The sequence below is a fragment of the Clostridium beijerinckii genome (assembly GCA_003129525.1).
GTDB classification, from domain to species: domain Bacteria; phylum Bacillota; class Clostridia; order Clostridiales; family Clostridiaceae; genus Clostridium; species Clostridium beijerinckii_D.
In genome coordinates, this window is sequence record CP029329.1 from 546,790 (window position 1) to 567,158 (window position 20,369).

Annotated in this window: 12 protein-coding genes; 2 read left to right on the top strand and 10 right to left on the bottom strand. The window is 29.2% G+C overall.

Going from position 1 to position 20,369, the window contains the following annotated elements; all coding sequences use genetic code 11:
* Positions 1 to 314: 314 nt before the first annotated feature.
* The 4 genes from DIC82_02240 to DIC82_02255 form a co-directional block, all read right to left on the bottom strand.
* Positions 315 to 2,714, bottom strand: a complete 2,400-nt coding sequence (locus tag DIC82_02240; protein AWK49981.1) for a sensor domain-containing diguanylate cyclase — start codon at positions 2,712 to 2,714, stop codon at positions 315 to 317.
* A gap of 221 nt (positions 2,715 to 2,935) precedes the next feature.
* On the bottom strand, positions 2,936 to 3,202 hold the full coding sequence (locus DIC82_02245) for a hypothetical protein (protein ID AWK49982.1): 267 nt from the start codon (positions 3,200 to 3,202) through the stop codon (positions 2,936 to 2,938).
* A gap of 1 nt (position 3,203) precedes the next feature.
* A complete protein-coding gene (locus tag DIC82_02250; protein ID AWK49983.1) occupies positions 3,204 to 4,295 on the bottom strand; it encodes a hypothetical protein in 1,092 nt (363 codons plus the stop codon).
* 485 nt (positions 4,296 to 4,780) lie between these two features.
* The gene (locus DIC82_02255) at positions 4,781 to 6,238 is read right to left on the bottom strand and encodes a flippase (GenBank protein ID AWK49984.1); all 1,458 of its coding nucleotides are present in this window, start codon (positions 6,236 to 6,238) and stop codon (positions 4,781 to 4,783) included.
* Between the two features lie 392 nt (positions 6,239 to 6,630).
* On the opposite strand from DIC82_02255, the gene DIC82_02260 reads away from it, so the two are divergent.
* Together DIC82_02260 and DIC82_02265 are read left to right on the top strand one after the other, a co-directional pair.
* Complete coding sequence (locus DIC82_02260) at positions 6,631 to 7,239, top strand: TetR/AcrR family transcriptional regulator (GenBank protein ID AWK49985.1); 609 nt, start codon at positions 6,631 to 6,633, stop codon at positions 7,237 to 7,239.
* Positions 7,236 to 7,928: a hypothetical protein gene (locus DIC82_02265; GenBank protein AWK49986.1), complete on the top strand. Its 693-nt coding sequence runs from the start codon at positions 7,236 to 7,238 to the stop codon at positions 7,926 to 7,928. Before DIC82_02260 ends, DIC82_02265 begins: the two co-directional genes overlap by 4 nt.
* Before the next feature lie 379 nt (positions 7,929 to 8,307).
* On the opposite strand, the gene DIC82_02270 is transcribed toward DIC82_02265, so the two are convergent.
* The 6 genes from DIC82_02270 to DIC82_02295 all read right to left on the bottom strand — a co-directional run bounded on the left by DIC82_02270 (position 8,308) and on the right by DIC82_02295 (position 20,319).
* On the bottom strand, positions 8,308 to 9,003 hold the full coding sequence (locus DIC82_02270; GenBank protein AWK49987.1) for a CTP--phosphocholine cytidylyltransferase: 696 nt from the start codon (positions 9,001 to 9,003) through the stop codon (positions 8,308 to 8,310).
* 14 nt (positions 9,004 to 9,017) lie between these two features.
* A complete protein-coding gene (locus DIC82_02275; protein AWK49988.1) occupies positions 9,018 to 10,868 on the bottom strand; it encodes an LPS biosynthesis choline kinase in 1,851 nt (616 codons plus the stop codon).
* A 269-nt stretch (positions 10,869 to 11,137) separates the two neighbouring features.
* A complete protein-coding gene (locus DIC82_02280) occupies positions 11,138 to 14,272 on the bottom strand; it encodes a cell wall-binding protein (protein AWK49989.1) in 3,135 nt (1,044 codons plus the stop codon).
* A 684-nt stretch (positions 14,273 to 14,956) separates the two neighbouring features.
* Positions 14,957 to 15,355 (bottom strand): hypothetical protein, encoded by a 399-nt coding sequence (locus DIC82_02285; protein ID AWK49990.1) that lies wholly within the window; start codon positions 15,353 to 15,355, stop codon positions 14,957 to 14,959.
* Between the two features lie 298 nt (positions 15,356 to 15,653).
* Entirely contained in the window at positions 15,654 to 17,684 is a 2,031-nt protein-coding gene (locus tag DIC82_02290) for a cell wall hydrolase (protein AWK49991.1), read from the bottom strand.
* Positions 17,685 to 18,081: 397 nt separating this feature from the next.
* A complete protein-coding gene (locus DIC82_02295; protein ID AWK49992.1) occupies positions 18,082 to 20,319 on the bottom strand; it encodes a cell wall hydrolase in 2,238 nt (745 codons plus the stop codon).
* Positions 20,320 to 20,369 lie beyond the last annotated feature (50 nt).

The following is a 20,369-nucleotide window of genomic DNA, read 5'->3' on the forward strand; positions in this document are numbered from 1 at the left end:
TTGAGTATGAGATGATTACTTTAGTTTAGATAAAGTTTTTCAAGTAATCATTTACTTAAATATACCACAGAAAATAAATAATTACTTTTATTCTGGAATTTTAGTGACACATTCTACTTTTAGTTATTTGTTTTTTTATAAAACAAGTTGTTTTTAGTTTCTATAGGTACATATACCAGCTTTTATTTAATATAATTAATTGAACCCAATATTCTTAAATGCATATTGCACTTAGAAACATTGGGTTCAATTAACTATATCTTACGTAGATAATTCTATTTTTCTATTTAATTTACTATTTTTATTCTCATTTTTTAACTCTCACCAAAGACACAATAATTGTCTCTACCTTTATTTTTAGCTAAATATACTGCTTCATCTGCATTTACAAAAAGCTCCCTAAATGACTTACCATGCTCAGGGAACCTGGAAATTCCTATGCTACCTGATACTTTATAATCTTTTGTTTCTTCTACAAAATCTGTTTTAAACCCTTTAACTAAATCATCAGCCTTTTTATATAAGAATTCTTGTGAATCTATATTCTTTAAAAATACAATAAATTCATCTCCTCCTATCCTGCCAATAATAGAATTTTCATTAAAAACTTCTGAAAGCATTGAAGAAATATTAGACAAAACATAGTCGCCAACTAAGTGTCCTAAGTTGTCATTAATATCCTTAAAATAATCAACATCTATCATAAACAATGCTCCCTTACTATTTAAACCTTCATTTTCCAAGTATTCTTCAATCACACTTTCAACTGTCCCTTTGTTATATAAACCAGTCAAGCTATCTCTTTGTGCTTTAAATAGAAGTTTGTCCGCTTCCATTTTTTCTTTATGAATATCAATTATTGAACCTATAACTCTAAAAATATTGTTTTCTTGGTCAAACATAGCAGTTGCTCTTATTTTGCACCAAATAAATTCACCATCATTTTTTCTAAGTCTAATTTCAATTTCTTTATATCGCTCTCCATTTATAATGTCATTTAAAATTTTTCCTAACTTCTTAATATCATCTTTATAAATAATATTACTTTGATATATTTTCTTACTAATATCAACTATAGTTGATTCATAATTGAATTTGTTTTTCCAATTTTCTGAAAAATAAATACTATCATCCTTAATATTCCATTCAAAAATTATATCCTCTGTTTGAGACATAACTATACGATAACGTTCTTCGCTTAATCTAAGTTCCTCCTGTATTATTTTAGATTCAGTTATATTTATTACTACGCTATAACTAATTTCTTTTCCATATTTATTTTTCATTATTTGCCCTTTATCTAGCAGCCATATTACACTTTCATCTTTTTGTTTTACTCTATATTCTACATTATATTTATTGGATTTACATAATTGTTCTCTAATTTCTCTAATTACTCGTTCTTTATCTTGTTCATAAATTAATTCAATTAATTTTTTACCGAAAACATCTTTAAACCCATGCTTTTCATACCCTAAAATATTTAAGTATCCGCCATTTACAAATTCTAAAATATGGTCTCCATTTTCGATTCTACAACGATAAACTCCACCTGGTATATTAGATGTTATAGATTGCAAATCTCTATTTTTCTCTTGAATATGTTTTTTATTTTTTTCTATATTATCTATTAAATCATTAAAAGCTGTAGCTATTTCTCCAAATTCATTGTTTTTATCATATATAAATCTATCTTTAGTATATCCTTGCTTTATTTTTCTTATAACTTCTAACAACTTATATATTGGTTTTGTAAAATAATTAATTATAAACATATACGAAACTATTACAATAATAAAAATAAATATTGTGAATGTAATTATATTACTTATATTTTTGTACATAGGATTCTTAAATTCAGCCCATTCAACCCCACTTAATACTATCCATCCCGTATTGTTAATCGTCGAATAATATCCTATCTTTTCTTTTCCATTTATTTCATATTGTATTAATCCATTTGGATTACTATGAAAATCTATTTTTATCCATTGTTCATATAAATTATTAGATGTATTAATCCTATTAATACTATCTTTCAGATTCTCACTATTGCTTACTGCTATTTTCCCATTTGAATCCATTACTGAAATTTTCCCACTCTGAAAAAAATGTATATTATTTAGAATATTTTTAAAATAGTTCATATTTATTATATTGATCACTGCGCCTTGATACTGATTACCCAAAAATATCGGTTTTGCTATTATTGCACTTTTAATTCCCCCATTAAAATCTTCTCGTTCTATAATATTTGTTATGACTAATTCATTATTTTTAAGTCTTTCTATTTCTTTACTAGAAATCATAATTTCTGTATTTATATATTCATCATCACTAGATGCAATAATAATTCCATCATTATTAATAAGTAATCCTATGCTCAAATAAAATTGTTGATTTATTCTATCACTAAAAAGTTCATTTAATATTTTTCTATTATTTTTTTGATTTTCAATATTTACTTTATTATTTGAATCAAATAATAAATCTTTTACTAATGGTATATTGGCAGTAATATTAAGATCACTTACGTTTTGATCAAAGAAAGCTTCTAAATGCATTGACTGATCATTAGCCTCTGTTATAATATTTTGCTTAATCAGTTCTATATTTTTAGCATTAAAATTTGCAATACATATACTTGTCGAAATAATTACAGGAACTATCCCCAATATTATAGAAAAAATTATAAATCTTTTTCTTATCGTCATTTTTTCTCTCCTTTAATTATAAATCTACAAATTATATATTAATTTTACCAAACTTTTTAATTATTATATATATTTATTTATAATTAAAGTGAAAAATCTGCAATTAAGTTTTCATAAATATTAATCAAAACATCATTTCTTTTATAGAAAAAATAAAAAAAGTATTAAATTAGCTATTTATAAAATAACTTATCTAATACTTTCATCTTAATTCTCTATTATTAGTCTTTAATATATTTATTAATTGTAGCTGCACCTTCTTCATGTGCATGATAGTAAACTCGTAAGTTTGCAGCTTGATCCAGTTCAAATCTTGTTTCTTCAAGAAGTCCATTAGCCTCGGCTGTCATTAGAGCTGTGATTACTGCATCTCTTTTAAGCGCTTTGAAATTACCATATTCACCTTTTAAAGCTTCAATAACATCTTCTGCACATGCCTCATCAACTTTTGTGAAATATTTCAAAATAGCATAGTTAAGTGGTTTCATACTATTTATCCTCCTTTTTTCTGAATAAATCCAATGGGTTCATAGCTATTACTAAGATACCAAGTACCATGAGTACTGCAGCAATCCAAGCTATAGGAGCTAATCCCCAACCATCAATACCACCAAATACACCAAGTACTATCCAGCAACAGAATGGTCCCCAGAATGAGTAAGTACCATTACAAGCCATACCAAGAGCAGCACCACACATACTGTTTCCCTTATACCAGGTCATATATGAAATAAATGCACAAAAACCACTTGCAGCAAACCAAATCATAGCAGAACCGCTTGTAAATGCTGCTGTAGCAAGATCAGTTGAAAGACTAACATTGCCTGCCATCATTCCAAAAATAGGAAGTAAAATGATTAAGTTTGAAATACCTGATGTAACCTGACGAATAGTAATACCAATCTCAGAGTCAATCATAGATGTACCATAACCAGCTACACAACCTTCAAATCCCCAGCCAAGAGCAGCAATGAAAGCAATGCAGATACCTAAAAACATTCCTTCTGGTGCATCTCCGCCAATGCTTGTACTACCGATCATAAAACTAGCAATAACACAAATAACAATACCTAACATCATACGTTTATTTAATTCTTGTTTGAATAAAATTCTACCTAAAATAGCACCAATAGCTGGACAAAGTGCAGAAATTGGAATAACAATTGAGCCAGCCATCTGAAGACCAACAACATAAGCTGTACTTGAAATAGGGCCTCCTATAAGAGCCGCTAAAATCATAACACGACCTGGGGTAGTATTAAGACATCTAAAGAAATCTCCAAGCTTTCCTTTAACTCCTGCAAAAAGCAATGCCCAAACAGCACTACAAGTATCATTTACCGCACTACCAAGTGCACCTAGTAAATATGTAATAACAAACGCCGATAATCCAGCTGCATTAATACCATACCAGTCAGCCCAAACCCCCTTAGTCATACCAAAAGTCAAAAATGCTGAATAGAATCCATACATAATACCTGAGAATAAAGCGATTAAAATACCTTTTCTTAAAAATTCTGATGATAATTTCTTTTTAGCAGCAGCTGCAGATGCATTAGCTCCTCCTGTCACTTCGTTCATAAACAAATCCCCCTTCTTTTAAATAGAGTTCTCATAAAAACTCATCTGAGCCTATACTTACTCTTTTATATTTATTAAATTATTTATTGATTTTCTGATTTTTTAAATAAATCGCTTAATAATGAAATTCTTACAAACTTTTTAAGTAAATGATCATTCATCTCATCTCTATATTTTGTACATAAAAATATTCACTATACGTTTATCTAATATATTTCTTAAGTTCATTTTGTGAACAACTTTATGTTATCATTGTTCATTGTTCATAGCAATATGTTCAGATAAAAAATAATAAAAGTTTTTTTATTAACTTTATATCATCATAAACTGTATGATTTCTTACTTTAAAAAAAGGATTCCTAGAAAAAGAAATCAACTTTCTTTTTCTAGGAATCCAATAATTCAATTTTTATATGATAATAAACCTACATTGTATATTAGCTTAACTCATTTAAATAGTTTTATCTGCATTAAGTCAAATGATCTTATTTGTGCTTAAACTTTACAAGTATTTTGTTTAACAACTCAAAGAATACTGAATCTTTAGTAATAATAAGGATTGCTAAATAAACCAATCCACATATCACAACTTCTAATACACATGAAATAATCATATTCGATATAACAAATTTTATTGCAAAAGTTATTGGAATGAATACTAATGAATAATAAAAGTATTTAATATTTTCATATGCAAATAAATGTATATCCAGTTTTATAACCTTTTTAACCATTCTATATTCTAGTGCTATTACAATTAAATTAGCTATAAGTGTTGTTATTATAGCGCTTACCATATTAAAATTTCCTGTAATAGACAATATTATATTAAATATTAAATTAATTATTCCACCAATCAATACTAATATAGCATCTTCTTTTTCTTTGCCATGGAGATATATCATTTGATTTGCAATTACGCCTTCAACACCAATGCTTAACATATATATTGCAAATACTACCATTACTGGTACTGCTCCTAAAAATGCTGGTCCTCCAAATATATATATTGCTTCTTTTGAAAGGCATAATAAACCTATAGATGCTGGAAATAATAATAAGAAATATATCTTTATTACCTTTTTTAATAATATTAAATATTGTTTTTTAGAATCATTCCCTAAGTAATTAGACAGTCTTGGCATAGTAACTTGAATTATTGTTAGGAGTAATGTATTTACTATTAGCATTATTCTTTGAGCCATGTAATAATATCCAACAGCTGTAGTCCCTCCCATACTATCCTTTAACATGATCTTATCAAGTTGAGTATATAAAACTCCTGTGTTAGAAAGAATTACAACATAAAGCATTGGTTTAACATGTATAAGAAATTGTAAATTAGAAAAATCAAACTTTAATTTCTTCTTTACATATATAAAACTTATTATATTATTTATAAAATTAAAACCTACAACTAAGTATAAATAAAATAGGAAGTCTCCCTTTTCCCTCACAAATAATAAAATCAATGCAGAATATATTATTCTAACCACCATTGTTTTAAGAGCAATAAAATCATAATTTTCTAATGCTTCGTTAACCCATTCTACATAAAACATATTAAAAACTAAGTTAAAGCCTAAAATTATGCATGTATAAAAATATGGTTCATTTTTATAAAAAATAGCTACAAATATCATATATGCAGATGACGCAACGATATTGGTAACACTTGTAAAAAGGAATAGACTAGTAAAAGTTTGTCTAAGCTTAGCTTTATTATCACGAACTTTACTAATTTCCCTCAGACCATATTGATATATACCAAAACTTGCAAATATCAAAAAGTATGCAGTTAATGAATCTCCGTATCCCATGTAACCATATAATTCATCTCCAAATGATCTACTAACTAAAGGTATTACTAGTATTGGCAAAATTATATTAAATAAATTGAGCATTGCTTTAAAAATCGCATTTTTTGAAATTGATTTAGCCATTTGTTTAGCCTCCATAAATATTAGGATATTTAAAATTATGTATCCTCTTATCTTTTTTACTTTTTCAATTGTACATTCTACGCTATTTATTGTCAATTTACATTTTACTTTATATAAATTTTGTAAAATTTATGGACTTTAACCATATTATTGTTTATAATTATACTAACAATTGTTAGTTTTAAAATAATACTAAATTAATATAGCGTTTTTTATTATTTATAAACTCTAATGGCTATTTTTCTTATTTGTATATGAGTTAGTTTCATGATTATACATTGTGAGTTATTTTTCATATTATAATAACTAAAACTTTTTTGGGTTATCTATGTTTTTCTAACACAATGCTATTTTTAGGAATGTAGCTAATAATGTTTAAATAAGGAGTGCTTATGAATACAAAGGAAAAAATTATCTATGAATCATTAAATCTTTTTTCAATAAAAGGTTTCGATGCAATATCTGTTAGAGATATTGCTAATAAAGTTGGAATTAAAGCAAGCTCTCTTTATAATCATTTCAAAAATAAACAAGATATTTTTGATACTGTAATAAAAAAATATTCAAATTATTCAAATCAAATTTTTAAAAATATAAATACTACTAATAATACAAATAATTTTATAATTAATAGATTTAAGGACTTATCTGATGATCAATTTTTAAAAGTTCATATGAAGATGTTTAGATTTTACTTGGAAGATGAGTACATAGTTAAATTTAGAAAAATACTTACAATAGAACAATTCAATAATCCTGAAATATCTAAAATATATAATGAAATATTTATTAATAACATTTTAGATGCTCAGGCAAAAATACTAACTATTCTTATAGATGAAAAACTTCTTATTAAGAAAGATCCTTATACATTGGCTATTCAACTTTGTTCTCCTATTTTTCTATTATTTTATAAATATGAAAATATGACTGATAAAGAAATTAAAATCTTAAAAAATCACATTCTTGAGTTTAGAAATACTTATATAATGAAAGGATGATATTTATGAATGTGACCATTATTTATGGAACTATACGTAAAGCAAGTACATATAATTGTGTACAACTTTTATTAAATAACATTAAGCTTAATATTGATATAAAAGTTACAGAATTCTTTCTCCCAAGAGATCTACCATATTTTTGTCGTGAATGTACTTCATGTCTTATAAATTTAGAAAATGCTTGTCCTCATTTAAATGATAGTAATTATATTATCACATCATTATACAAATCAGATTTAATTATACTTGCATGCCCAGTGTTTAAGTGTGATATTAGCAGTAATATGAAATTACTTTTAGATAATTTATCTTATAAATTCATTCAAGATAAAAGCAATTCCTTTATGAGTAAAAAAATTGGTTTAGTTATGTCAACTGCAGCAGGCGCTGGATTATTCTACACCACTAAAACCTTGGAAAAAGATTTAGCTTTTTGGGGAATAAAGAATATATTTAAGTTCTCTAGTACTATTTATGAAATAAATTGGGACCATGTAAACTTGACAACAAAGAAAAAAATGCAGAAAAAAATTTTCACCCTTTCTTGTGAAATTTTAAATCTATATACTAACTCATTCCCTATAAAAGTACCTATTATAAATAAAATAACCTTATTACAAAAGAGAACTAGATTCAAAGAATATAATTGTGAAGTAATCGATTTTACTAGTTGTAAAAACCACTAATATTCTCATAACAAAAATATTCAATAATTCTCACATATAGATACTCACCTTCTAGGTTATACTTATACTATGAAAATATACCAAAATAAAAATGAAGGTCATCCGTTTGTAGAAGTGTTACATTAGAAGATTTAGCTGTAGACGTTGTTTCATTTTTATAACAGCTAAGGCATAATCAAAAAAATAACAAGTCCATCTGCCAAGCCTATTTTCCACCATGCTGCGTCAGCAAATTGCCCTAATAGGCTTGCTATGAGGCCAATTTACTTCCTTGCCTGATGAAAAATAATCATGACATTTCGGACTCGTTATTTTCTTTCATATGCCTAAATTCTCAGTAACCTAAACAAACTCATGACCTTCACTTTTGGAGACATACCTACAATTCAAGTGTCCTTTTAAGGTATTCTAAATCCTCGATTGAATCTATTTCGAATATATCATTTGATTGTATTTTTTCAATATACACATCCATATCCTTAAGATTATCCACAGCAATATTATCCCAGTATATATCTGTAGAATTATTTACTTCAATGGCTTCTTGAACTTTTTTACATATTAGTGCACCATCTTTTGCACTCCAGAAAGATGCTCCCGACATTATATAGTTAGGTTTATCTTCTTCTTTTCCAATTTTTATTCCATATATCTTTCCTTGTTCATCATATTTTAGTATCCATTCGCCCTTAATACTTTCCTTACAGGCAGAATAATAAACTGATGTATTTGGCATTTCTTTAGGTAGAAAATTTCTTGTTATGTATTGGTCTGCATCAATTACATAGGCATCTTCAAGATATTCTCTAACTAAATACATAGTATATATATTATTATAAATATCATATTTGTCATTAATTACTTTGATTAAATTATATTTTTTAACTAAGTCATCAAATTTTTCATGTAGATATCCTGTTAATACTATAATCTCATCAATTCCAACTTCTCTTAAATTTATTATTTGCCTTTCAAGCAAAGACATTCCATTAACTTCTATTAAAGACTTTGGCGTATTCAAAGTTAAAGGTCTTAACCTAGTCCCCATCCCTGCTGCCATCAAAATTGCTCTCATAGTTATCTTCTCCTCTAAAGTTTCTTCAAATATTCTTTAGCTCTATTATATCTATCTATTCCGTAAGTACCAAAGTCATCGCCTTCTGCTTCTTTAATCAATGTCCAAACTGCCCATAACATATCTTGGCATATTTGATGTATTAATAGTCTTCTTCTTGAATTTTCATCTGCTTCTTTTCCATTAAAGTATAACCTAAACATTAGCTCGATGTCATTTTCTGAAAATTCATTTTCTAAAGATAATGCTGCCAAATCCCACATATCATCGTTAGTTCCACTATATTCCCAATCGATTAAGTAAATTCTGCCTTCAGTATCTTTAACTAAATTTTCAGAAACTAAATCGTTATGAGATGGTACAAATACTCTTTTGCAAATTTTTAATTCTTCTTCAAGAGCCATTACTTTCTCTCTCACTTCATCATAATCTTCAAAAAAGTCTCCTTTATCTTTTCTTAAAATACCTTCATATTTTTCAAGTTCTCTAAACATATTAAACTCATTATCCATATGGAAATCAGTTGACTCATGTAAGTCTCTTAAAATGCCTGTAACTTGTTTTAAGTTTTCTTCTTTTTTTATACTTCTATGAGTTAAAGTTTCTGCATTTTCTATAAACTTAGATATTTTAACTCCAGTTTCAAGACTAAAGTAAGGTACTTCTACATTATATCCTTTTTCTGAAGCAATTGCAGAATTAAACATTTCTGTATTTCTATTAATCATTTGCTCTGTTCCATTTCCTGCAACCCTTAATATATATCTACTACCTTTAACACATATTCTATAATTTTTATTTGTCATACCACCTGCGAGTTCAACTTCTGTAATATCTTCATCCTTCACTTTCAGAGCTTCACGAATAATAGCCTTTATATTATTTATTTCATAACTAAGTTCTCTTCTTCTTATAGTTGGATAAAGATAATTTTTAATCTTTTCATACTCTTTTTGAGTATCTGCATCTCCCCAAGCCAGATCATCTATTTTAACAAACCCAATATTATAATTTCTAGCTACATCCAATAATACATATTCATAATTTAAATAGGGATTAACATTTCCTTTGAATTCTTCAAGCATCATATTATATAACTTATAAGAAATCTTAGTAAGTCCTATCATTTCTCCATCAATTCTATTAAATTGGTGAATATCTTTTGACATCTTAAATAAGTGATTGTCTCTAATTTCAACAAAAGCCTCATCTCCTGAACCACTTTCATTAGTAAAAAGTATACAATCACGATTTTCACTTTCTGCCAGTTCCTTAATAGCTTTTCTTTCAAAAATCAAGTCATTTTCAACAAGTAAAAAGTCATCATCAATATATTCTTTAGCTAAAGACAATGAATGCATAGTCCCTGTCCATTTATAAGTATCACTTTTTACTAAAATTATATTTTTGCTATTTTTAAAACGCTCTTCATAATATTCACTTTTATAACCTATTACAATAACGATTTTAGTTATTCCATTTTCTTTCAATATGTTTAAAGTTCTATCAATTAACTTAATATCTTCAATTTCAAGCATTCCTACAGGCTTTCCAAATTCTTCAGCTTTGCCTGCTGCAAGTATTACAGCTTGTTTTACAATTTTCTTTTCTTCTTCATGAATCTTTAATCTAGTGCTTTTTGCAGATGCAATATTTTCTTCTAAAAATTTCATTCCTTTTTCAGTTACCTTATATAAAGTTCCTCTATTATTAATAATTCTATCTATGAACCCCTCCATAGTAAAATCCTTCAAAACAGCATTAACCTTTCCAAGAGACATATTTGTTCTCTTAGCTAATTCCCTTTGATTAATATTAAAATTATCATTTAATGCCTTTAAAACTTCTAATTTATCCTCTAACATAATAACCCTCCACAATTTTAAATTAATAATCCACAGTTTTTGATAATACAGTTGTGGATAAATTTCTACACATATTCAATGTTCGAAATTTGAACTATAATTAATTATATTACCTAAAATTATGGATGTCAATTGTGAATATTTAAATATTATATTTTAATTAGTAACATTTATAATTATTAAAAATTAAAAATGGTCTCATTATAAATAAAAAAGTAGGATTGATATTACCATATTGCAATATCAATTCTACTTTAATTAGATACCTTTTAGTATATAGCTCCATCTTGTCCAAATCTATATACTTTATCCTCAATAAACATACTTTGATTTATTACCATCTGTCCATTTGGAGTAAAGTAATACCACTTTTGATTTAAGAATAGCCAGCCTTTGTGCATTACGCCATTTAGACCTAAATAATACCAGCTATTGTTTAAATTCATCCATCCTTTTTTCATTTCTCCAGTTTTGGGATCTAAGTAATATGTTTTCCCATCTGCATCTTCAACTTTCCATCCTGATGCTCTATATCCTAAATTATTCAAATAATAATTTTTCCCACCAGTAGATATCCAAGCTTCTTTAACTTGTCTACTCTTCTTATCAAAATAAGTTGGCTTTCCATTTACACTGCCCCACTCATCATATTTAGTTAAATCTACCCAACATTCATTGTATTCATCATAGAATTGATCATCTTCTGTTGCATCACCATCATCAGAAGGATCATCTCCCCAATCAGCAGAATCAACTCTATTCACTTCTAGTGTATATGTTTTGCTCTCTTTACCATCTTCTGATATAACTTCTATATTAATATCAGTTTTTTGAGCTCCTTTAAGACTTATACTTATTGCACTTCCTAAGTATTCTTCTCCATTTACAGTAACTGTTGCTTTGGAATCTTCTGCTATTGGAGTTACCTTAATATTAGTTACGTTTTGATCTACACGAACTTTAGTTGTATCAGCTTTAGGATCAAAAGTATAATCTCCCACATTAAGTATTACATTTTTCAAATTAATATTACTACCCTTTGAATTATTTTTAATTACAACAGTATATGTCTTACTCGTAGTTCCATCTTGTGCTGTAACAACTATTTTAATAGTTGTCTTACCATTTTCATTTAAAGGAAGTTCACTTATTTGCCCTGAAACTAAATCATAAGACTCTGATCCTCCATCAATAGTTGCAACAATTGATTTAACATTATCATCTTCAGCTACTGCAGTTATTTTTACTGTTGTATCTTCTTTTGCAACAGTAGATGTATAATCAAATTTATCGCTCGAAAATCCCTCATTTTCATCACTATCTTTCAACGTATAACCTTTAAGCTTCAATAAATTCAATGAAGCATTAGTTGAATTATCTCCTGGTGTTGGCGTAGTATTAATGTCATAATTATTAGGTAGATAAAATACATATTTATCTCCCACTGGATAACTTCCAGCTAAAACTGTCTCATCTACTCCATTTACCTTTTTAGTTTCAAATTCATCATAATATGCTTGAACAACCATTTTTTTAGCTGTTCCCAAAGTTACATTAAGACTAGTATTTCTTTTTAAATAGTTTTCTGTATCAGATAAATTACCATTATATTCATTATCTATAGAAACCTGTGCTTCTTTAGGATTAGTACTATTTACATCATCTCCAAGCCAAACTCTTATGTATTCATTTTTATCACTTCTTTTACCAGTAAAAGATACTGTGACTGGATCGCCAACATCTTGTCCAGCTAGATCTGCTGATAAATCTCCAAAACACAAATCATAAGTACGTCTAGATGTAGTAAAACCTACAATATTTTCTATTTTATCTACACCTTGTTGTGTCAGATTAGCAGTAGTAGAAGAACTATAAAAGCCCAAATTCATAGTAAATTGATTGTCAGTTTGTAGATTAACCTTCAAAAGATATCTTGCTAAGATTGTTGATGAATTTATTACATTTCCATCTTTACCTTCATAAACATCAACTTGTAATTCATTGCTTGTTGTACTAGCCATAAAATCAACAAATTGCTTTCCATTTTTAAGCATAGATTGCTTAACTCTAGTTGTACCTGATGAATCCACATAATTATTGGTCACGACGTAAGCTACTGTATCTTTACTTCTTATAAGAGTAGGCTCTAAGCTTATCATTCTAGATCTTGAGTCTATATATATATTACCCTTATAAATCTTAAAACCACTTTTATCATTAGTAATTGTAAATTTCTTTCCTATATATGCCGGTACAGTACTGTCATCGTTATAATCAAGTTTTGTTATTCCTGCATTTTTTAAGCTATAGTCCTTGTCAGATGATAAATTATTATATCTAATTTCTATTGCATAAGCTTTTGAAATACTACTCGTTCCATTTAGTTTTACTACAATTGAATCTGATTGCCCTAATCTTTCTAAGTTACCAGTTAATTGACGTCCATCAATCGTATATTCTGAACCTTCCTCTGCTTCTGTTCCATTTTTGTATACTTTAGCACCATCCAAATTGATTGTTTGTTCAAATGTCATAACATACTTTAATGTTGAAATTGAGTCTGGGACATCAAAAGTATATCTAAGTGCCATATTGGCATCTGGTTGTGCTTCTGTTGAATATAAAAATGGTACTGTATTATTTGTATTTAATGCAGATGTAGGATCAATAATTTCATCTGAATCGTTAAATGAACTTGCTTGACCAACATAAGCTTTAAAAGTCATTGGATTTATCTTACCTACAACATATGTAGTTGCATGTTCAATTGTTATCTTTTGATTAGCATATGTTGTAGGAACTGGAGCCTTTATTTCAGTTTTTGCAACTTGTGTGACAGTTCCACTATTATCTTTTTCCTCTGGTGTATAAACTACGTCTTGTGTAGTTATAGTTATTCTATATTCAATTTTATTAACTCCTAGTGGTAAGCCTGTTATAGTTTTCCCAATTCTATCTGGTATCCCTAAGACCTTACTATAATTGGTAATGCCTATACCAATATCGCCTAATATAGGATTAATAATCGTATTATCAGCATCAGTATAACAAGGTGTTCCATTAATAGAAATTAAATCAACCTTTTGACCCACAATACCAGATGTTGATTGTTTGCTGGTTTTTGCTTGTGCCTCTAAAGTGCCTGCATCAGTTCTAACATCTTTTACTGATATATCAAATCCAGATTCTACCCCTCCAACAGTATAAATTTCCTCTTTAGTTGTAGTATCTGTTCTAGCTGTCAGTGCTGTTGTGCTTCCAGTCACGTTTACTTGTATTGATGTTGCATCTGTACCTATCGTTGCTGACTTAGCTGCTTGTCCGCTAAATCCAACTGGTAAAAATGATATTATACTCGTAAATACTACTAATAATGCTACAAACCTGCTTTTCATTTTATTCATTAGTGTCGCCCTCCTAAATTGCATGTTTAATTTTAATGATCATTTATTTTATCATATTAATTTATCTGATAGCTAGCATCCGTAACATTCCATCTTATATGAAACTCCTCTTCCTAACGTCAGAGGAGTAAGCGATTCACACTAAATCATAGATTTAGGTTCTCTGCTTAACTGGGAGATAACGGCTGCACGCTCCTAGACGAGGTGCCCCTTGAGGGTATAAGTTCAACTAAGATTCAGATGGGGATCAAACCCCACCTGAATCAAGTTTCACTTGATATCTTTAATTAATATGCTGTAATAATTTGCTTAACGTTAGTGATTATTAATTAAACTCGATTCGCATTCGTTCGCTGGGTAAGTGACTCACACAAAATCATAGATTTTGGTTCTCTACTTAAGGAAACTCGATTCGCATTCGCTCACTGAGTAAGTGATTCACACAAAATCATGGATTTTGATTCTCCACTTAAATAAACTATATATTTATTATCGAGCCATTTAATCTCATCTTTAGATGTTCAGAACATTATATGAATTTATTTTATGCATTACCAAGGATATTTATAAATGAAATACCTTCTAATTTGTTCATGTGAAATTTAAGTCAAAAAACCTTCCATAATATAATACATTTGCTTCATATTATGGAAGGTCCTTTTCTTTCATTTTATTATTTTTTCTCTATGATTTTCCTTTAAATGTTTTTTTACATTTAGGACATGTAACTGAAATTTTTCCATTACCTCTTGGCACACGTAATTTTTGCTTACAATCTGGACATGTAAAATATTTATGAGTTTTTGAATCTTTTACCCTATTTAATTTTTGCTTAAACCATTTAGCCATGGAATTTTCAAATGTTAAATACTTGTAATTCTCTTGTTTACGCTTATATATATTCTTTGAAAATATTCTAAAAATACATATAAGTGTTGGAATATATCCTATAGCTGTTAAACTTGATAAATTTCTTGGCAATAAGCCTGCTATTACTATTAATGCAAAAGATAAAATAAGTAATGCTCTTGATAGCTGATCTGCGCCATATCTTCCATACATAAATTTTTTCAACCAATTCACTTTTTCACCCCATTTACTTTAAAATAAACATTTAGTTTTAATTGTAGTTTACTAAAATACTATTACTTTAAAATATAATCTAATAATACAAAACTATCAATGTAAATAGTATAAATAATGCAGTAATTTTTTTAACATTACAGATATCTAAGGTATAAATCGTAATTATGAGTATATTATAGCAAAATAATAGAGCATCATATTATACATATAAAAAGACGCATCAACAATTCATTGATACGTCTTTTTATATAATTCAGAAAATTTAAGAAACAAAATATAAAACTTAATTTTTTAATTATATTGCTGATGCTATTGCATTTGCAATTGCGTCAGCTGCTAGATCTTGATAAGATGAATCTGCGCATTTTTGAGCTTCATTTGGATTTGTTATAAATCCACACTCAATTAATACTGACGGCATAATTGTGTTTCTACAAACAAATAAATTACCATCTTTAGCACCTCTATTTATTGCTCCAGTACTATTTGTTATCGCCGATGAAATAGACGATGCAAGGCTCCTACTTGCCGAAAGCTTTGAATCACTATATGCCCCACCAAAGTTGTCATCTTGTGCCCTTGAACTATAATAAACTTCTACACCAGTTGCCGCTTCTGATGCTGCATTATGATGCAAACTTACAAATAGAGCCGCACCAGCATTATTAGCAATATTTACTCTATTAGTAAGACTTTCAGTTACGCTCGAAACTTCTCTATCAGATTCATTTCTTGTCATAATTACATTATACCCCTGTGATTCGAGTTTTGCCTTTAATTTAGCTGCAATTTGCATATTTAAGTCTCTTTCTGCATATGTAACACCATTAAAAGTTGCATAAGCACCATCATCTCCACCGAAGTTATGACCTGGATCTATAACTATTGTTTTACCAGAAGTGTCACCAGATACTTTATTTCCTCGTTTTCCATCAGGACCTATTTGCCAGCCATTTATAACTGTACCTTTAACCATAATACCTGAACCCGGCCTAAAATAATAAGTATTGCCGCCATCTGATATCCATCCTGTTGCCATAGCACCACTACTATTTAAGTAATAAGTGTTACCATCAAGATCAAGTAAGCCTTTTGCCATGACTCCATTTGTATGTAAATAATACCAACTTCCATTTGGTTTAATCCAACCAGTTAGCATATTTCCACCAGTATTAAAGTAATACCATTGTCCACTAATTTCAAACCAACCTATTCGCATTGCTCCACTTACATCTAAGAAATATTTACTACCATCAATCAGTTTAAAGCCAGTTGCCATGCTTCCATCACCTTGTAGGTAATACCATTTACCACTATCTTTTAACCAACCTATTTGCATTGCTCCACTTGATTTAAGAAAATACCATTTATCACCATCTTTTAACCAACCTTTTGCCATAGATCCATCACTATATAGGTAATACCAATTACTGTCTGGTTTAATCCATCCAGTTGATTTACTACCATTTGATTTATAATAATACCAATTTCCACCCTCTAATTTCCAACCAATTGATGATGAAATATTTGTGCTATTATTTGTTGTTGTTTTTATTGGCTCGGTTGCTTGTACTCCTGTTGGCGCTATTGTATTTGTTTGAGCCTTATCTACTGTTGCTGCTGACCCTGTATTTTTTGTTGTGTTTGTACTTGAATTTGTTGCTTCAGAAGTTTTGTTAGAATTATCAACAACTTTAGAATCATCAATTTCAGTTTTTGGTGTTGACACAATTCCTGCTGATACTAATAAATCATTATATGATTTATTAATGTCTTCACCATATGAAAGACTTGGAGCCCACTTTCCACCTAGGGCATTTACTGTCACCGCATTACCTTTAATAGTAACAAAATGTCTTGGGTCATATGTATTGCTCTTTGGGTACCCAATAGCACCTGCATAAAGTGCTAAGTGATCTAAATGAGCTTGTACACCTTCATCCCATGTATTAAATTTTTGATGAGCATTGGGATCAGTATCTGCTCCACCTACAACAGTCTTCATTCCACATGGATTTTTATAGCTTTCATCTAAAACACCACCAAAATTACCGTATCCCGTCTCTTTAGCTGCTTGTACATATGCAATAGCTGGATTAACATTTCCATGTTCCGGTGCATACTTCCAATACAATTCAGCTAATCCAATAAAAGCATCCGTTGCACCTTTAGACTTTGCCCATTGTTCAGCCTGTTTTGCTGTCACTTTTGTTTCTGATATTATTTTAATATCAGTAATAGCTGCTTTTGTATTAGTTATTGGTATTAATACTAAAACCAATGCAAAAGCAAATAAAAATGTGGTCAATCTCTTAATAGCCTTCAAAACAGCTTTCCTCCGTTCTCTTTAGTTTAATCCGAAAAGTAATATATTTACCCTATTATATAATACAACTATATTCCCTATTTTAGGTACTTTGTATTGCAAATAATGACTATTTTTCACAAGTAAATATTTCCAACATGTGATTTTATAATAATTTTAATCTATTAACATTGAAACCCAATGTGAAAAATACACAATCCTGAAATTATTATTATCCATAAATATATATCCAAAGTTAGAAAGAAAGAGTACTCATTGTGCAATATTGCATCAGAGTACCCTTTCTTTCAAAGGGAAAGTTATGCTTATACTATCAATATATATTCAACAAATGCATGCCCTTTTACTTCGGCTGGATATATGCCTATAGTAAAGTTTTCACCTTTTGTATCTATATTTATATGTTCCCTGCAATAACCTCTGCTATAGCCGCAGCTACTTTTTGTTGACTAGCTGGGTCTGAACATCTTATTGCTTCTTCTTTGTTTGTTATAAACCCTGTTTCAACTAATACTGCTGGCATATTTGCATTTCTACATACAAATAAATTTTGTTCTTGGCCACCTCTATTATTTAAACTAAGCTTGTTTGCAATATTGTTATTTATAAGAGTAGCCATTTCCTTACTTTTTTCTATCCTACTGCTATTCAATTTACCACCAAAAGTAGCATCTTGAGACTCTTCACTATAAAGAGTTAATACACCTTGAGCCGTTTCACTTGCTGAATTATGATGTATGCTTACAAAGAAATCAGCATTAGCATTATTAGCAATATTTACTCTGTTTGTAAGACTTTGAATCAAAGCTATGGTTTCTCTTTGACCTGAATATCTGGTCATTATTACATTATAGCCTCTATTTTCAAGTTCAGTTTTTAATTTAGATGCAACCATAATATTCAAATCTGCTTCATTATAAGTTACCCCATCTATTGTGGCTGTGGCACCGCCATCTCCACCATAGTTATGACCTGCATCTACTACAATTGTCTTTTTTCCATTTGAAGGATTGTTATTTGTTGGATTACTAGTTGCAGGATTATCTTCATTATCTTGATTAGATGAAGCTTGCTTCTTACCATCTGATCCAATCTTAAATCCATCTATTTTAGTATTAGTAACCATTCTTCCCGTAGATGTATCTAAATAATATGAATCTCCATTAGATGTAACCCATCCTGTTGCCATAGCTCCACTTTCTTTTAAGTAGTACCATGTTCCATCAAGATTAATCCATCCCTTAGCCATAGCTCCAGTATTATATAAATAATAGTTAGTTCCATTATCTAAAATCCAACCTGTTGACATACTACCATCGGTATTAAAATAATACCAATAATTATTTAATTGTATCCAACCAGTTGCTAAAGTACCATTATCATTGAACATATAGCTCTTACCATCTATTTTATTGAGCCCAGTTACCATACTCCCATCGCCTTGAAGATAGTAGGAACTGTTATTGTCTTTAAGCCAACCAGTCTTCACTTTTCCACTTTTTTCAGAAAAGTACCATTTATCGTTTAATTTTATCCAGCCATCATTCGTTGCCATAACTCCTGAATCCTTTAAATAATATAAACTTGAACCATCATATTGAATTCCAGTTGCCATAACACCTGAATCAGTTAAAAAGTACCAATCATTATTTAATTGCTTCCAACCTTTAACCATAATCCCTGAATTATTAAAATAGTACCATTTTCCATTGTCACTTAGCCAATTAGTTGCCATTTTCCCATCATCTTTTAAGTAATACCAATTGCTATCAGGTTTAATCCACCCAATCGCCTTTGTATTATCTGATTTATAGTAATACCAAGCTCCCTTTTCATTTTTCCAACCAACAGTTGATGTTATATTAGTTTTATCATCTACAGTTTCATCACCTGTTTGGGGTTTATTTTCTGAAATAACCTCTGATACGTTTGGTGCACTTGGTTTGCTTTCAGTTTTCCCTGGATTTGGAACTGCATTTGATGTTTCATCACTATCATTAGAATCTTCATCTGCTTCATCTGTATCCTTTTGATAATCTACTCCAGCAAAATCTAGTAAATCTTTATATAATGCATTTACTTCCTCGCCATATGTAGCACTTGGAGCCCATTTTGTGCCTAAAGAATTTACCGTAGTTGCTTTTCCTTTAATAGTTACAAAATGTCTTGGGTCATATGTATCATCCTTTGGATATCCTTTAGCTCCTGCATATAAAGCTAAATGATCCATATGTGCTTGTACACCTTCATCCCAAGTATCAAATTTTTGATGAGCATTTTTATCAGTATCTCCTCCACCTGATGATGTCTTAAGTCCACATGGGTTTTTATAACTTTCGTCTAAAACTCCACCAAACTTTCCGAATCCAGTTTCTTTTGCAGCTTGTACATACGCAATCGCTGGATTTACATCACCACAATCAGATGAATACTCAAAATAAAGTTCTGCTAAGTCTTGAAAAGTTTCTGTTGCACCTTTAGATTTAGCCCATTTTTCCGCTTGTTTTGCAGTAACCTCACTGTTCGATATTATTTTAAAATCAGTCGTTGCTGCCTGTACACTTAATGTGGGAACTAAACTTAATACCATTGCAAATGTTAAAACAAGGGTAATAATCTTCTTTTTTATATTCAAAACAGTCTGCCACCTCCTTATATTAGATTCTAACAAAAAATGTAACATGA

Bases quoted from the DNA above. Each gene is read 5' to 3' on its own strand.
- DIC82_02270 (AWK49987.1), bottom strand. From the start codon at position 9,003: ATGAGAGCAATTTTGATGGCAGCAGGGATGGGGACTAGGTTAAGACCT.
- DIC82_02280 (AWK49989.1), bottom strand. From the start codon at position 14,272: ATGAATAAAATGAAAAGCAGGTTTGTAGCATTATTAGTAGTATTTACG.
- DIC82_02275 (AWK49988.1), bottom strand. From the start codon at position 10,868: ATGTTAGAGGATAAATTAGAAGTTTTAAAGGCATTAAATGATAATTTT.
- DIC82_02255 (AWK49984.1), bottom strand. From the start codon at position 6,238: ATGGCTAAATCAATTTCAAAAAATGCGATTTTTAAAGCAATGCTCAAT.
- DIC82_02240 (AWK49981.1), bottom strand. From the start codon at position 2,714: ATGACGATAAGAAAAAGATTTATAATTTTTTCTATAATATTGGGGATA.
- DIC82_02260 (AWK49985.1), top strand. From the start codon at position 6,631: ATGAATACAAAGGAAAAAATTATCTATGAATCATTAAATCTTTTTTCA.
- DIC82_02245 (AWK49982.1), bottom strand. From the start codon at position 3,202: ATGAAACCACTTAACTATGCTATTTTGAAATATTTCACAAAAGTTGAT.
- DIC82_02265 (AWK49986.1), top strand. From the start codon at position 7,236: ATGATATTTATGAATGTGACCATTATTTATGGAACTATACGTAAAGCA.
- DIC82_02250 (AWK49983.1), bottom strand. From the start codon at position 4,295: ATGAACGAAGTGACAGGAGGAGCTAATGCATCTGCAGCTGCTGCTAAA.